13 protein-coding genes are annotated in these 14,100 nt (G+C 74.0%); 7 read left to right on the forward strand and 6 right to left on the reverse strand.

Annotated elements, in window-relative coordinates; all coding sequences use genetic code 11:
* The first annotated feature begins 74 nt into the window (after window positions 1-74).
* Entirely contained in the window at window positions 75-1,022 is a 948-nt protein-coding gene (locus ACZ60X_RS11870) for an ROK family protein (protein ID WP_469596594.1), read from the forward strand.
* A 276-nt stretch (window positions 1,023-1,298) separates the two neighbouring features.
* Here ACZ60X_RS11870 and ACZ60X_RS11875 read toward each other — a convergent pair whose 3' ends face one another.
* Window positions 1,299-3,344: an NPCBM/NEW2 domain-containing protein gene (locus ACZ60X_RS11875; protein ID WP_469596597.1), complete on the reverse strand. Its 2,046-nt coding sequence runs from the start codon at window positions 3,342-3,344 to the stop codon at window positions 1,299-1,301.
* 215 nt (window positions 3,345-3,559) lie between these two features.
* Window positions 3,560-4,342: a maleylpyruvate isomerase family mycothiol-dependent enzyme gene (locus ACZ60X_RS11880; protein ID WP_469596600.1), complete on the reverse strand. Its 783-nt coding sequence runs from the start codon at window positions 4,340-4,342 to the stop codon at window positions 3,560-3,562.
* Between the two features lie 385 nt (window positions 4,343-4,727).
* Between ACZ60X_RS11880 and ACZ60X_RS11885 the strand changes: the two genes are divergently transcribed.
* Both ACZ60X_RS11885 and ACZ60X_RS11890 read left to right on the forward strand, forming a co-directional pair.
* The gene (locus ACZ60X_RS11885) at window positions 4,728-4,922 is read left to right on the forward strand and encodes a hypothetical protein (RefSeq protein ID WP_469596603.1); all 195 of its coding nucleotides are present in this window, start codon (window positions 4,728-4,730) and stop codon (window positions 4,920-4,922) included.
* 141 nt (window positions 4,923-5,063) lie between these two features.
* On the forward strand, window positions 5,064-6,107 hold the full coding sequence (locus ACZ60X_RS11890) for an NUDIX hydrolase (protein ID WP_469596606.1): 1,044 nt from the start codon (window positions 5,064-5,066) through the stop codon (window positions 6,105-6,107).
* A gap of 16 nt (window positions 6,108-6,123) precedes the next feature.
* Here the strand turns inward: ACZ60X_RS11890 and ACZ60X_RS11895 are convergent, their stop codons facing one another.
* Window positions 6,124-6,828, reverse strand: a complete 705-nt coding sequence (locus ACZ60X_RS11895) for an MBL fold metallo-hydrolase (RefSeq protein WP_469596609.1) — start codon at window positions 6,826-6,828, stop codon at window positions 6,124-6,126.
* 75 nt (window positions 6,829-6,903) lie between these two features.
* Complete coding sequence (locus ACZ60X_RS11900) at window positions 6,904-8,256, reverse strand: M20/M25/M40 family metallo-hydrolase (protein ID WP_469596611.1); 1,353 nt, start codon at window positions 8,254-8,256, stop codon at window positions 6,904-6,906.
* 132 nt (window positions 8,257-8,388) lie between these two features.
* On the opposite strand from ACZ60X_RS11900, the gene ACZ60X_RS11905 reads away from it, so the two are divergent.
* Window positions 8,389-9,633: a geranylgeranyl reductase family protein gene (locus ACZ60X_RS11905; RefSeq protein WP_469596614.1), complete on the forward strand. Its 1,245-nt coding sequence runs from the start codon at window positions 8,389-8,391 to the stop codon at window positions 9,631-9,633.
* Between the two features lie 685 nt (window positions 9,634-10,318).
* Here the strand turns inward: ACZ60X_RS11905 and ACZ60X_RS11910 are convergent.
* Window positions 10,319-10,777 (reverse strand): nitroreductase/quinone reductase family protein, encoded by a 459-nt coding sequence (locus ACZ60X_RS11910; protein WP_469596617.1) that lies wholly within the window; start codon window positions 10,775-10,777, stop codon window positions 10,319-10,321.
* Window positions 10,778-10,903: 126 nt separating this feature from the next.
* On the opposite strand from ACZ60X_RS11910, the gene ACZ60X_RS11915 reads away from it, so the two are divergent.
* The 3 genes from ACZ60X_RS11915 (at window position 10,904) to ACZ60X_RS11925 (ending at window position 13,792) form a co-directional block, all read left to right on the forward strand.
* On the forward strand, window positions 10,904-11,590 hold the full coding sequence (locus tag ACZ60X_RS11915; RefSeq protein ID WP_469596619.1) for a TetR/AcrR family transcriptional regulator: 687 nt from the start codon (window positions 10,904-10,906) through the stop codon (window positions 11,588-11,590).
* A 301-nt stretch (window positions 11,591-11,891) separates the two neighbouring features.
* A complete protein-coding gene (locus ACZ60X_RS11920) occupies window positions 11,892-13,130 on the forward strand; it encodes a sensor histidine kinase (RefSeq protein WP_469596621.1) in 1,239 nt (412 codons plus the stop codon).
* On the forward strand, window positions 13,127-13,792 hold the full coding sequence (locus tag ACZ60X_RS11925; protein WP_469596625.1) for a response regulator transcription factor: 666 nt from the start codon (window positions 13,127-13,129) through the stop codon (window positions 13,790-13,792). The genes ACZ60X_RS11920 and ACZ60X_RS11925 overlap by 4 nt, the downstream gene beginning before the upstream one ends.
* Here ACZ60X_RS11925 and ACZ60X_RS11930 read toward each other — a convergent pair.
* Entirely contained in the window at window positions 13,753-14,040 is a 288-nt protein-coding gene (locus tag ACZ60X_RS11930; protein WP_469596628.1) for a DUF6332 family protein, read from the reverse strand. The two genes, ACZ60X_RS11925 and ACZ60X_RS11930, sit on opposite strands and share 40 nt — an antisense overlap.
* Window positions 14,041-14,100 lie beyond the last annotated feature (60 nt).

Consider the following 14,100-nt stretch of genomic DNA (forward strand, 5'->3'; position numbering starts at 1 on the left):
CGGCCTGCGCCCCCACCGCTTGACCGGCCTACCTCTGTTTGGTTCTCAAGCTTCGACGGGGAGATCTGACTCTCATGCACACCGATCTCGTGGCGGCCCTGGACATCGGGGGCACCAAGATCGCCGGCGCGCTGGTGGACGGCGACGGCCGCATCCTGGCACGCGCCCAGCGCGCCACGCCGGCGCAGCAGGACGGCGAAACGGTCATGCGGGCCGTCGAGGAGGTCCTCGGCGACCTCTCCGGGTCACCGCTGTGGGACCGCGCCGACGCCCTCGGCATCGGCAGCGCCGGTCCCGTGGACGCCTCGGCGGGCACCGTCAGCCCGGTCAACGTGCCCGGCTGGCGCGGCTTCCCGCTGGTCGAGCGGGTGCGCGCGGCGACCGGGGGCCTGCCGGTCGAACTGATCGGCGACGGCGTCGCGATCACCGCCGCCGAGCACTGGCAGGGCGCGGCGCGCGGCCACGACAACGCGCTGTGCATGGTGGTCTCGACGGGCGTCGGCGGCGGCCTGGTGCTGAACGGGCAGTTGCACCCCGGCCCGACCGGCAACGCCGGGCACATCGGCCACATCAGCGTCGACCTCGACGGCGACCCGTGCCCGTGCGGCTCGCGCGGCTGTGTGGAGCGCATCGCCAGCGGGCCCCACATCGCCCGGCGCGCCCTGGAGCAGGGCTGGCGGCCGGGCCCGGACGGCGACACCTCGGCCGCCGCGGTGGCCGCCGCCGCCCGCGAGGGCGACCCGGTCGCCGTCGCCTCCTTCGAGCGGGCGGCACAGGCGCTGGCCGCCGGCATCGCGGCCACCGCGACCCTGGTCGAGATCGACATCGCCGTGATCGGCGGCGGCGTCGGCAAGGCGGGTGACATCCTCTTCACCCCGCTGCGCAAGGCGCTCACCGACTACGCGACCCTCTCCTTCGTGCAGCGCCTGACGGTCGTGCCCGCCCAGATGGGCACCGACGCGGGCCTGGTCGGTGCCGCCGCGGCGGCGCTGGCCCGGCGGCCGGACGTCGCCGGGGTCTGAGGGGGGCGCGCTTCGGCTCGCACACCAGCGAGCCGAAGCGGCATAAGGGAGCCGAGGCGCCCACGACGCCACGCCGGGGCGGCCCGCCACGCCGGAGCGGCCCATGACGCCGGAGCGGTCCGCGAGGCCTTGACGGTTCGCGACGGGTTGACGGTCCGCGAGTCCTCGCCGGCCCGCGAGCCGTCACCGGCTCCCGACGCGTCTGGGGACGACCAGGCGCCTTCGGGCCGGAGCCGGGCATGGTCGGTCGGAGCGCCACGGGGAGTGGAGGACCGGTCAGCAGCTCACCGTGGCGTTCGCCCAGTCCGCGTGGTCCGAGTCGTTGCCGTCGCCGCCGTCTGTGACGACGAGGCGGACCACCTGGGCGCCGGTGACGTCGGCGGTGAGCGGCTGGGCGGGCATCGCGTTGGTCAGGACGCCCGTCGCGGCGGCTTTCCTGCCGTCCGCCCAGATCTCGAAGGCGACCGTGCCCTTGGTGCCCTTCTCGTCGTCCACGCCGACGTCCGCGCTGACCTTCGTACAGGCCCGGCCCACGTAGAAGGAGATGTCGCTCGGCGCGTGCGCGCCGAGGCCCTTGGCGTACACCGTGCCGCCGATGGTGATCGGGTGCCCGTCGCCCGCTGCGCTCTCCCCGTTGCTGGTGTCTCGCTCCACCGGCCCCCAGCCGTTGGCGGCGGACAGCCAGGGCAGATCGCTGAGGTACGACGTCCCGGCGGGCGGCCGGACCACCACCGAGGCGGTGAGCGGAAGGGCGCTGGTGACCCGCTGACCGGACGGTGCGCGGTATCGGGTCCGCAGGGTCAGGTCGTAGGTGCCGGTGGGGGTCCCGGCCGGCGCGGTCACGCGCCAGCCGGTGCGCAGGGTCTGTCCGGTGGCGAGGGCGGTGGCCGTGGTCGCCGAAGTGGGCCGTACGGTCCAGCCCGCGGGGCCGGTGAGGGACATGGAGACCCGGCGCGCGGGCGTACGGCCGAGGTCGGTGACGGTGCCGGTCAGGGTGACCGGGGCGGCCGCCTCCAGCAACGGGCCACCGTCCAGGCCGAGTTCGGTCGCCGGGGGGTGGGCCGCCCAGCGCGGGTCGGCCGTCACGCGCAGCAGCACCGTGCCGTGGGCCGGTACGGTCGCCGCGATGGTGCCCGCGGTGTTGTAGTCGCGGTGCTGCCACAGGTCCCGCAGGGTGTAGGCGGGCGCGGCGGACAGGCCGACGGCGCTCGCGGTGGTGGCGATCCGCTGGGCGGAGCCGGACTCGTTGAAGAGGGCCACCGCGCGGCTGCCGTCCCGCATCCGCTTCGCGATCACCCAGCGCCCGTCCGCCGAGGAGACGACCGTGCCCTGCTTGCCCAGCGGGTCCTGGTCGACGGCGATGACGTCCTTGTTGTCCAGGATGTCGAAGGTCGCCCGGGAGGCGGTGCGCAGATCGGTGCCGATGAGCAGCGGCGCGGCCATGACCGACCACAGGGAGAAGTGCGAGCGGTACTCGGTGTCCGTCATGCCGCCGTTGCCGACCTCCAGCATGTCGGGGTCGTTCCAGTGCCCGGGACCCGCGTAGGGGGCGAGCGGCAGGTTCTGCTTGAGGATCGAGACCATCGAGCCCCAGCTGTCGCTGATGTCACCGGTGGTCCGCCAGAGGTGGCCGACGCCGGCGGCCCACTCCCAGGGCTGGTTCTGGCCCCATTCGCAGATGCTGTAGACGATGGGCCGGCCGGTCGCCCTGAGCGCGTCACGCATGGTCCGGTAGCGCGACTGGGCGTCGACACCGAGGTTGTTGCAGTTGTCGTACTTCAGGTAGTCCACGCCCCAGTCGGCGAACTGCCGCGCGTCGCTGTACTCGTGGCCGAGCGCGCCGGGGAAGCCCGCGCTGTTGCAGGTCTTGACGCCGGCGCTGGTGTAGATGCCGAGCTTGAGGCCTTTGGAGTGGACGTAGTCGGCGACGGCCTTGATGCCGTGGGGGAAGCGGGCCGGGTCGGGGACCAGCTTGCCGTTCGCGTCGCGGTTCGGCAGGGCCCAGCAGTCGTCCAGATTGACGTACCGGTAGCCCGCGTCCTTGAGGCCCTTGGCCACGAAGAGGTCCGCGATCCCCTCGACCATGGCCTCGTTGAAGTCGGGTCTGCAGTGTGTGGAGTTCCAGTTGTTGAACCCCATGGGTGGGGTGAGGGCGAGCCCGTCGGCGAGGGCGGGAGCCGCAGGTGCCTGAGCGGGGTCCGCGGCGGCGGGGGCGGCGACGGCGGGGGTGGCGAGGCCCGCCGTACACAGCAGCCCGGCGGTGAGCGCTCCGAGCAGTCTTCGGCGGGCGGTGCTGGTCGTGCGGGTGTGAGGGCGACGCATCGTTGACGTTCCTCCGACTCGCGAAAGGTGACTGACGGCAGGGTGGGGCCTGAGTGCCAGGTGTGTGTCAGCTGTTGCGCGTTTACGGTAGGACCTGTCGGAGTGTGTTGGAAGAGGTACGCCTGGTTGTTCGACAGGCTGTCAAAGGCCTTGACGCCCACGGAATTTGGACCGGTGCGTCCGCCGCGTGTTCGGATGTGTTGGCTTCCCTCGGCTCATGCCTCGTCGCCGACCCGGCCCCAGCCGGGCAGCGGGGGCTGGGGCCAGGCGGGCGGACGGGGCAGGGTCCGCGCCGGGCGGCCGGAGGCCAGGGCGTCGGCGGGGAGCCGTCCGCTGAGCCAGCCGAGGATCCGGTGACCGGCCCCGGAGACCGAGGGACCCCGCGCCGTCAGGGACCAGCGCAGGCCCAGGTCCACCGCCTCCACCGAGGCGAGCGCGAAGCCCTGGGCCCGCAGCGTGGTGAGGGTGTCGTCCAACGCCCAGGAGACGTACGCCTCGGGCCACCGCTCGGTTCCGTAACCCGTGCCGAGGTCCAGATGGTGCGTCTCCAGCTCCCGCAGGCAGCGCAGCAGCAGGTACCGGGCCGGGTGCCGCCAGCCGGCCAGTGCCGGGACCAGCCGGTCCCAGGCGGGACCGGGCAGCGCGCTCGCCCGGCCCGTGAACCGGTCGAGGCTCTCGCGCAGCAGGGTCGTGAGCCGGTCGGCGGGCAGCGCCGCGTCCCGCTCCAGCGCGGCGGCCAGCGCCGCCCGGTCCGCGCGCGGTCCCGGTGGGCAGCCGGTGCGCGCGAGCCCCAGCAGCCACACGTAGGCGTCGGCGCTGTGGGCGACATGGGCGAGCACGTGACCGCGGGACCAGCCGGTCAGCCCCGACGATGCGCGCAGTTCGGCCTCGGACAGTCCGGCGGCGGCCTCGACGAGCCGGCCGGCCGAGCGCACCACGAGGCCGACGGCGTCGCCCTCGGAGCCGGCGACCGGGAAACCGCTCATCTGAACGCGCATACGGCCTCGATCCTGGGGTGCCGTCTGCGGAGAAGCAGGCGTCGTCCGATGTCCCGGGACCGGACGATATCGGCCGCGTGATCTCCGGGCCACGGCGTGTTCACGCCGCCCTTGCCGGCGGCGGCCTGTCCTGCCGCCGCTTTGGCCGCTCCCGTTTCCCGGTCCGCGCTTCCCGCTCGCGGATCCCCGGCTCCTGACTACCCGGCCGCCGGCTTCCCCGCCCAGGCCCCCGACTGCCCCGCCCCGACTCCCCCGCCCGCACCCCGCACCCCGTACCCGCACCCCGCACCCCGCGCCCGCGTGCGGGGCAGCGAGCGGATCGGCTCGACGAGGGCAAACCGCGGCCCGCGCGTGACCCCCGGACGCCTCGGCAGTTGATCAGCGCATGAAGAAGCGCAGCATCCTCGCCCTCGCCACACTGGCCACCGGATTCGTCGTGGCCGCCGTCACCCCGTCCCACGCCGCGGACAACGGGCCCCTCGGAGAGCTGTGGGTCCCGGACACCCTTCACGCGGTCGGTGACCTCATCGGCCAGGACAGCCTGGCCCCCGCCGACGACCAGGCCTTCGGGCAGCAGTAGCCCGGCGGCTCGGGCGCGCGTGCCGGTGTCCCCGCCGCAGGGGGCGCCGGCACTCCTGTGCGGGCACCCTCACCGGGGCGGGGTTTCCGTGGCAGGGTGTTGCGGGCAAGCCACAGGGGGCCGACACAAGAGGGGGAGTCCGTGACCGTCGTCTGGATCAACGGCGCGTTCGGTGCGGGGAAGACCACGACCGCACGGGAACTGATCGAGCTGATCCCGAACAGCACGCTCTTCGACCCCGAGGTGGTCGGCGGATCACTCACGCACCTGCTGCCGCCCAAGCGCCTCGCCGAGGCCGGCGACGTCCAGGACCTGCCGATCTGGCGCCGGCTGGTCGTCGACACGGCCGCCGCGATGCTGGCCGAGCTGGGCGGGACGCTCGTGGTGCCCATGACCCTGCTCCGCCAGGAGTACCGCGACGAGATCTTCGGCGGGCTCGCCGCCCGCAGGATCCCGGTGCACCATCTGCTCCTCGCCCCGGCCGAAACGATCCTGCGCGAGCGGATAGCCGGCCGGGAGATCCCGCCCGAGCTGCCCGACGGCGAGATACGGATACGGCAGTGGTCGTACGACCACATCGAGCCCTACCGCGCGGCGCTCGCCTCGTGGCTCACCGCCGACGCCCATTTCGTGGACACCAGTGCCCTCACCCCGTACGAGACCGCCGTCCGCATCGCCGACGCCGTCTCCGGCGGTGCCGTACCGCCCTGCGACATCGTGCAGACTCCCGAGCCGACCGCCGAGACACTCGCCGCCGGGGTGCTGCTCTTCGACGAGGACGACCGGGTGCTGCTCGTCGACCCCACCTACAAGCCCGGCTGGGAGTTCCCCGGCGGGGTCGTCGAGCGCGGTGAGGCACCGGCCCGCGCCGGGATGCGGGAGGTCGCCGAGGAGACCGGGATAGCGCTGCGGGAGGTGCCCCGGCTGCTGGTCGTGGACTGGGAGCGGCCCGCGCCGCCGGGCTTCGGCGGGCTCCGGCTGCTGTTCGACGGCGGCAGACTGGAGCCCGGCGAGGCCTCCCGGGTCCTGCTGCCCGGCCCGGAGTTGCGCGCCTGGCGCTTCGCCGGCGAGCAGGAGGCCGCGGGGATGCTCCCGCCCGTCCGCTACGAGCGGCTGCGCTGGGCCCTGCGGGCCCGCGAGCGCGGAACCGTGCTGTACCTGGAGGGCGGGGTGCCGGTCGGGTGACCCGCGGGCGCGGCGCTCAGGCGCCCTGCGCCACCTCGCGCAGCGCCGCCGCCGCGTCCTTCAGCACCGCGTCACCATGCCCGAAGCACGCCACATCCGCCTCCAGCTCCGCCAACCGCCGCAGCGAGGCGAGGAGTCGGGGGCGGTCGAGGTTGAACACCCCCGGCATCACGGAGCCGTCGACCGGTGAGGCCGCCACCGTGTCGCCGGTGAACAGCACGCCTTCGGCGGGCAGGAACAGCGCGATGCTGCCGTCCGTGTGCCCGGGGACGTGGATGACCTGTGCCCCGCCGCCGAAGCCGAGGACGTCGCCGTCCGAGACGCCGGTGACCGAGGCGGGCGGCACCGGCGTCCCCTGGGGCAGGCGTTCGGCCGCCGTCGCGTGGATCGGCAGCTCCCATTCCTCGAACCGCGGTGCGGGGCCGGGCAGTTCACCGCGGACGAACGGGGCGTCCAGGCGGTGCGCCAGCACCTCGGCACCGCTCAGCGCCGCGAACTCGCCCGCCCCGCCCGCGTGGTCCTCGTGGAAATGGGTCAGCACGATCCGCCGGACGTCCCCGGGCGCGCGGCCCAGTGACCTGATCGCGTCGGCGATCGTACGGCCGGCGCCCAGCGCACCCGCGTCGACGAGGGTCAACTCGTCGTCGTCGCGCCAGAGATAGGCCTGGCCGACGGGGAAGCGCAGCAGGTGCAGCCGGGGGAGCAGTTCGATGACGTCCATGTCCCGACCGTAGGCGGCGTCCCCGCCCGTGGACGAGAGCGCTCTGCCGTGGGCAGAAGGCGGTTCGGCGGGCGGTCAGCCCGCGTAGTTGCTCAGGAACAGCGCCTCGGCGACCGACAGCCGCTCCAGCTCCTGCGGGGAGACGCTCTCGTTGACGGCGTGGATCTGCGCCTCCGGCTCGCTCAGGCCGATCAGCAGGATCTCCGCCTGCGGGTACAGCGCGGCGAGGGTGTTGCACAGCGGGATGGAGCCGCCCTCGCCCGCGTACTGCATCGTCTCGCCCGGGTAGGCGACAGCCATCGCGTCGGCCATCGCCTGGTACGCCGGGCTGGTGGCGTCGGCGCGGAAGGCCTGGCCCTGGCCGATCTGCTCGGTGGTGGCCCGGGCGCCCCACGGGGTGTGCGCCTCCAGGTGCGCCTGGAGCAGCTTGGTCGCCTCGGCCGCGTCCACGCCCGGCGGCACCCGCAGGCTGATCAGCGCGCGGGCGCTGGAGTGCACCGACGGCGTGGCGCCGACGACCGGCGGGCAGTCGATGCCGAGGACGGTGACGGCCGGGCGGGCCCACAGCCGGTCGGCGACCGTGCCCTCGCCGATCAGCTCCACGCCGTCCAGCACCTTGGCGTCCGCGCGGAACTGCTCCTCGGTGTACTCCAGGCCCTCCCACGTCCCCGTGGCGTCCAGACCGTCGACCGTGGTCGAGCCGTCCTCCGCGCGCAGCGAGTCCATGACCCGGATCAGCGCGGCCAGCGCGTCCGGGGCGGCGCCGCCGAACTGGCCCGAGTGGAGGTTGCCCGCGAGGGTGTCGATCCGCACCCGCACCAGGGTCATGCCGCGCAGGGTGGTGGTCACGGTCGGCAGGCCCACGCGGAAGTTGCCCGCGTCGCCGATGACGATCGTGTCGGCGGCCAGCAGCTCCGGGTGCTCCTCGGCGTACCGCTCCAGGCCGCCCGTGCCCTGCTCCTCGGAGCCCTCGGCGATCACCTTCACGTTCACCGGCACGCCGCCGTTCGCCTTCAGGGCGCGCAGCGCGAGCAGATGCATGATCACGCCGCCCTTGCAGTCGGCGGCCCCGCGGCCGTACCAGCGGCCGTCGCGCTCGGTCAGCTCGAACGGCGGAGTGGTCCAGGCCGCCTCGTCCAGAGGCGGCTGCACGTCGTAGTGCGCGTAGAGCAGAACCGTTTTCGCGCCCTCCGGGCCCGGCAGGTAGCCGTAGACGGACTGGGTGCCGTCCGGGGTGTCGAGCAGTGCCACGTCGGTGAAGCCCTCGGCGCGCAGCGCGTCGGCGACCCAGTTCGCGGCGGCCTCGCTCTCGCTGCGCGGGAACTGCGTGAAGTCCGCCACCGACTTGAAGGCGACCAGCTCGGCCAGCTCCGCCTTCGCCCGGGGCATCAGGGAGGCGACGGTCTGGGCGACCGGATTCGACGACATGGGCACGCTCCTCGTGGGTGCGATGTTGAACGGGGTGAGTCCTCCCGATACTCCCACAGCGGCCTGCGGCGATGTCCGCCGTAGGATGCGAGGGACACTACGGCAGCGGCTGGATCGGAGCAGTAGACCATCGTGAGCGGCGAGAACTCTTCGGCGGACGGCGTTCAGCGGGTGTGGGACGTCGTCGTGGTGGGCGCGGGACCCGCGGGGGCCTCGGCCGCCTACGCGGCGGCGGTCGCGGGACGGCGCGTGCTGTTGCTGGAGAAGGCCGAACTGCCGCGGTACAAGACCTGCGGAGGCGGCATCATCGGCCCCTCGCGCGACGCGCTGCCCCCGGGCTTCGAGCTGCCCTTCCGCGACCGGGTGCACGCGGTCACCTTCTCGAACAACGGCCGCTTCACCCGCACCCGCCGCTCCAAGCAGATGCTGTTCGGTCTGATCAACCGCCCCGAGTTCGACCAGCAGCTGGTCGAGCACGCCCGGAAGGCGGGCACCGAGCTGCGTACGGGCGTCACGGTGCAGCGCGTGGAGCAGCACGGCTCGGCGGTCCCCGACCGGCGCACGGTCGCCGTCGTCCTGCAGGGCGGGGAGACGGTGCTGGCCCGCGCGGTCGTCGGCGCGGACGGCAGCGCCAGCCGCATAGGAGCCCACGTCGGGGTCAAGCTGGACCAGGTGGACCTCGGCCTGGAGGCGGAGATCCCGGTCCCGGAGCCGGTCGCCGAGGACTGGAAGGGCCGGGTCCTGATCGACTGGGGCCCGATGCCGGGCAGTTACGGCTGGGTGTTCCCCAAGGGCGACACCCTGACGGTCGGCGTGATCTCCCGGCGCGGTGAAGGCGCCGCCACGAAGCGGTACTTGGAGGACTTCATCGCCCGGCTGGGCCTGGCCGGCTTCGAGCCGTCGATCTCCTCCGGGCATCTGACCCGCTGCCGCGCCGACGACTCGCCGCTGTCCCGCGGGCGGGTGCTGGTCTGCGGTGACGCGGCCGGTCTGCTGGAGCCGTGGACCCGCGAGGGCATCTCTTTCGCGCTGCGCTCGGGCCGCCTCGCGGGGGAGTGGGCGGTACGCATCGCCGAGGCGCACGACGCGGTGGACACCCGGCGCCAGGCCCTGAACTACGCGTTCGCGGTCAAGGCCGGGCTCGGCGTCGAGATGAGCATCGGCAAGCGGCTGCTGACGGCGTTCGAGAAACGCCCAGGCCTCTTCCACGCGGCCCTCACGGGCTTTCGCCCCGCCTGGCGGGCGTTCCGGGAGATCACCCAGGGCAAGACCTCACTGGGCGAGATCGTCCGCACCCGCCCCCTCGCCCAGCGCGCCCTGACCACGCTGGACCGGAGCCAGGCGGAGGCTTTGACGGAGGAACCGACCGGTTCCTGACGGCCGGTTCCGACGAGGCTCGGTCTGCTCCGCCCCATCCCGTCCGGGCCGGTCGGGTCCGGCTCGTCCCGGCCCGGTCTGGTCCGCCTCGTTCAGCCCGGCCCGCGCGGGCTCGCTGCCGCCACGTGCGGTCCGAGCAAGCGCTCCTCGGCGCGTCCGGCCCGGTCTCCCGGTCTGGCCCGACCAGGCCTGTCCCTGTTCGGCCGGGTGCGGCGCGTTCCTGTGCAGCCTGGTCCGAGTCGGCCCGCAGTGCTCGGGGCTCGTTCGGTGGTCCAGTCCCGGGCCGGTCTCGTGGTCTGACCGTGCTCGGTCCCTGAGGGGCTGACCGGGCTTGGTCCGCCCTGGTTCGGTCCGGTGCGGCTCGGCGGCCCCTCCCGGTACGGTCTCCCGGCCCGGTTCGGCGGCCCTTCCCGGTCTGGGGCGCCCCGGCGTGGGGGCCCTGCCGGCTCCGGCTCGGTTCGCCTTCTCTGTCGCTGCTGGTTGGTCGGCGGCCATCGAGGCCGTGGCCGTACGGGCCGTGCCGATCGGTGCATGGCGGTTCGGACGGCGACGGCGGTGGCGGTCCGGCCCACGGCGATCCGGCCCACGACGGTTCCGTTCGGTCCACGGCTGTTCGGCGGCGGCCCGTTCGGTTCGAGCGCTCTGGCCGGGCCCGGTCGATCGGCGCCGTCCGGCCCGCGGCCGTTCAGTCCGTGACGGTGATGCGGAAGACCGGGTGGTCGCCGGCGCAGGCGAGGATCTCCTCGTCGGTGGACGCGGCGGTCACCCCGTTGAAGAACTGGTTGACCTGCCAGCCCCACTTCTCCAGATAGGTTCGCAGGACCGGGAGCTTCTCGCTGTCGGGAAGCTCCACCGCCGTGAAGGTGCGCACCTTGCGGCCGACGCGCAGTTCGCCGGCGCCGGCGACGCGCATGTTCCGCACCCACTGCGAGTGGCCGCGCGCCGAAACCAGGTACTGACCGCCCTCGTAGCTGTGCGGGTTGACCGGGATGCGCTGCATCTGGCCGCTTTTGCGGCCCGCCACGGACAGTTCGGCGCTTCCCGCGAGGCTGACGCCGTGCCGGGCCAGCCAGCCGATGACGCTGTTCATCCGGTCGTTCATCGGGCTGCCCTTGAGGTAGTAGGGCGAAGAGGACGACGGCATGGTGACTCCCACGGTTTGAGAGAGCGGCGCTCTCGGCTGGCTCCAGTGTGGGGCAGACGGATGCCAGAAAGCAAGAGCAGTGCTCTCTTTTGTGTGCACCGCTCTCGTCCGTGGCAGACTGCTCGTATGAGCACCCCACAGGGCGCCCGCGCACGGGCCAGGATCGAAATCACCGCCGCCATCAAAGAAGCGGCCCGCAGACAGCTGGCGGAGGAGGGCGCGGCGAGGCTGTCGTTGCGGGCGATCGCCCGTGAGCTGGGCATGGTCTCCTCGGCGCTGTACCGCTACTTCCCCAGTCGTGACGACTTGCTGACCGCCCTCATCATCGACGCCTACGACTCCGTCGGCGAGACCGCGGAGCGGGCGCGCGACGAGGTGTCCGGTGCCGCCCCCGTCGAGCGGTGGACCGCCGTGTGCGAGGCGGTGCGCGGCTGGGCGCTCGCGCACCCGCACGAGTACGCGCTGATCTACGGCTCGCCCGTGCCCGGTTACTCCGCCCCCCAGACCACCGTCCCGGCCGCCTCGCGCGTCGGCCTGGTCCTCATCGGCATCATCCGCGACGCCCACGAGGGCCCAGGCCTCGCCGATCTGCCCCTGCCCGCCGCCCTGCGCCCCGAGGCCGAACGCCTGGCCGCCGACCTCGCCCCCGAGCTGCCCCCCGAGGTCGCGGCGGCGATGGTGGCAGCCTGGGCGCAGTTGTTCGGGCTGGTCGGCTTCGAGCTGTTCGGGCAGTTCAACAACGTGGTGGAGGACCGGGAGACGTTCTTCCGGCACGCGGTGACGCGGCTGGCGCAGGGCGTGGGCCTGCGCTAGTGCCCCGGCAGGCGACGTTTGCCCGTCAAGGAGCGGCGTCCGGTGCGTGCTGTCGGCGTGCCGGCCGGAAGTCCTCGTACTGGGCGTACGTGGGCTTTCGGCCGGTGCGGCGAGTGGGGGCACCTCCCGCGCAGCGGGGGAGCGTGCCGGGCGTCGCGACGGGGCGAACGTCGCCTGCCCGGGCACTAGGCGCGGGCGGGCCGGTGCCGGCAGGGGAGGGGCGCCGTACTTCCCCGGGAGTACGAGTGATCACCTCGCCCGGCTGACGCCCCGCCGCGCCGGCGGCGTCTAGCGTGGCGGCATGGAAGAGCAGCACGCCCCCTCGTCGCGGTGGCGGTACGGGCCTCCGTGGGCGCGGTACGGGCCCGTGGGGCCGCGCGGTCCGGACGGGGCGGTCCCGGACCACGGTCCCCGCCGGCCCTGGCGCTCCACCGTGCTGCTCACCGTGTTCGTGCTCGTCGGCAGCAATTTCGCCGCGCACGCCCAGCAGCACCGGGTGCCGCTCGACCCCTACGGGCGCGCGCTGCTGCTCGTCGCCTCGCTCCTGCTGCTGTGGCGGCACCGCCACCCGGTGGCCGTCGCGTTCGGCACGGCCGCGGTGACCCTCGGCTATCTGGCCGCGGGCTACCCGTACGGGCCGGTCTACCTGACGGTCGCGGTGGGCTGCTTCAGCGCCGTCGTCGCCGGGCACCGGCGGGCCGCCTGGGCCTCCGTGGGGCTGCTGTGGGCCGGGCACGCCCTGGTCGCTCTCTGGCTGTACCGCTGGCTGCCGCCCGCCGGGGACAAGGGCGCGGGCGTCACCCAGGAGATCGTCGTCGGCACCTGGGTGCTGGCCGTCGTCGCGGTGTCCGAGCTGGCCCGGGTACGGCGTGAGCAGTGGGCCCGGGAGCGCGCGGACCGGGCGCAGGCGGCCCGGCGGCGCGCGGACGAGGAACGGCTGCGGATCGCCCGGGAGCTGCACGACGTCCTCGCGCACAGCATCTCCGTCATCAACGTCCAGGCGGGCATGGGCCTCGCACTGCTCGACAGCGACCCGGAGCAGGCGCGGACCGCGCTCACCACCATCAAGGCCGCCAGCAAGGAGGCCCTCGGCGAGGTGCGCCAGGTGCTCGACACCCTGCGCGCCTCCGGTGCCGCCCCGCGTGCCCCGGCCCCGGGCCTCGACCGGCTGGCCGAGCTGGTGGAGCAGGCGGCCGCGGCCGGTCTGACCGTCGAGGTCGAGGGCACGCCGCCGCAGTTGCCGCCGGGCGCCGACCTGGCTGCCTTCCGCATCGTCCAGGAGGCCCTCACCAACGTCGTACGGCACTCGGGATCGCGGCACGCGCGCGTGGCGTTCGCCCACGACGGGAACGCGCTGCGGCTGCGCGTCGACGACGACGGGCCCGCGACCGGCGCCGACGCCGGCGGCGGCGGCAACGGGCTGGCCGGGATGCGGGAGCGGGCGGCCGCGCTGGGTGGCACCATCGAGGCGGGCCCGCGCCCCGACGGCGGCTTCCGGGTGCTCGCCGTACTGCCGTCGCGTCTCAGGGAGGACCAGTGATCCGGGTACTGCTCGCCGACGACCAGTCCCTCGTCCGGGCCGGCTTCCGGGCGCTGCTCGACGCGCAGCCGGACATCGAGGTGGCCGGTGAGGCCGCCGACGGCGAGGAGGCGCTGCGCCGGGTGCGCGAACTGGCCCCGGACGTCGTCCTGATGGACATCCGCATGCCCCTGCTGGACGGCCTGGCCGCGACCCGGCGCATCACCGGCGACGCGGACCTGAAGGACGTGAAGGTGGTCATGCTCACCACCTTCGAACTCGACGAGTACGTCTTCGAGGCGATCCGCTCCGGCGCCTCCGGCTTCCTGGTGAAGGACACCGAGCCCGAGGAACTCGTGCGCGCCGTACGGGCGGTGGTCGAGGGGGACGCGCTGCTGTCCCCGGGCGTCACCCGCCGCCTGATCGCCGAGTTCGCGGCCCGCTCGAAGGAACCCGCCGCGGTCGGCGCCCTCGCCCGCCTCACCGAGCGGGAGCGGGAGGTGATGGCGCTGGTCGGCATCGGCCTGTCCAACGAGGAGATCGCCCGCCGCCTGGTGGTCAGCCCGCTCACGGCCAAGACCCATGTGAGCCGCGCGATGGTGAAACTGGGCGCCCGCGACCGCGCCCAACTCGTCGTACTTGCCTACGAGTCGGGGCTGGTGCGCCCCGGCTGGCTGGGCTGAGGGCCGCCGCGCCGGAAGCGCACCAGGACGGTGACCACGCGGGCCGCGAAGACGACCGGCGTGACCGTCAGGGCGAGCCATTTCAAGGCCGTGGACACCACGCCGGGGAGCTCGAAGAGCAGCGCGGGCCCGGCCACTGCCCCGAACAGCACCGCCGCCGCGAACGCGGCGCTGACCAGCGCGTACCCGATCTCGACCGTGGCGGCGTCCTGTTGGGCCTTGGTGCGGCGTCCCCCGTGGCTGTCCATCCGTCCAGCCTCACAGACGTGCGCCCGGCCGGGCAAGCCAACTCCGGCCGGGCGAAGGGA

The organism is Streptomyces sp. NPDC104106 (assembly GCF_055584345.1).

Bases quoted from the DNA above. Each gene is read 5' to 3' on its own strand.
- ACZ60X_RS11875 (WP_469596597.1), bottom strand. From the start codon at position 3,344: ATGCGTCGCCCTCACACCCGCACGACCAGCACCGCCCGCCGAAGACTG.
- ACZ60X_RS11895 (WP_469596609.1), bottom strand. From the start codon at position 6,828: ATGGACGTCATCGAACTGCTCCCCCGGCTGCACCTGCTGCGCTTCCCC.
- ACZ60X_RS11880 (WP_469596600.1), bottom strand. From the start codon at position 4,342: ATGCGCGTTCAGATGAGCGGTTTCCCGGTCGCCGGCTCCGAGGGCGAC.
- ACZ60X_RS11885 (WP_469596603.1), top strand. From the start codon at position 4,728: ATGAAGAAGCGCAGCATCCTCGCCCTCGCCACACTGGCCACCGGATTC.
- ACZ60X_RS11910 (WP_469596617.1), bottom strand. From the start codon at position 10,777: ATGCCGTCGTCCTCTTCGCCCTACTACCTCAAGGGCAGCCCGATGAAC.
- ACZ60X_RS11930 (WP_469596628.1), bottom strand. From the start codon at position 14,040: ATGGACAGCCACGGGGGACGCCGCACCAAGGCCCAACAGGACGCCGCC.
- ACZ60X_RS11920 (WP_469596621.1), top strand. From the start codon at position 11,892: ATGGAAGAGCAGCACGCCCCCTCGTCGCGGTGGCGGTACGGGCCTCCG.
- ACZ60X_RS11900 (WP_469596611.1), bottom strand. From the start codon at position 8,256: ATGTCGTCGAATCCGGTCGCCCAGACCGTCGCCTCCCTGATGCCCCGG.
- ACZ60X_RS11915 (WP_469596619.1), top strand. From the start codon at position 10,904: ATGAGCACCCCACAGGGCGCCCGCGCACGGGCCAGGATCGAAATCACC.
- ACZ60X_RS11870 (WP_469596594.1), top strand. From the start codon at position 75: ATGCACACCGATCTCGTGGCGGCCCTGGACATCGGGGGCACCAAGATC.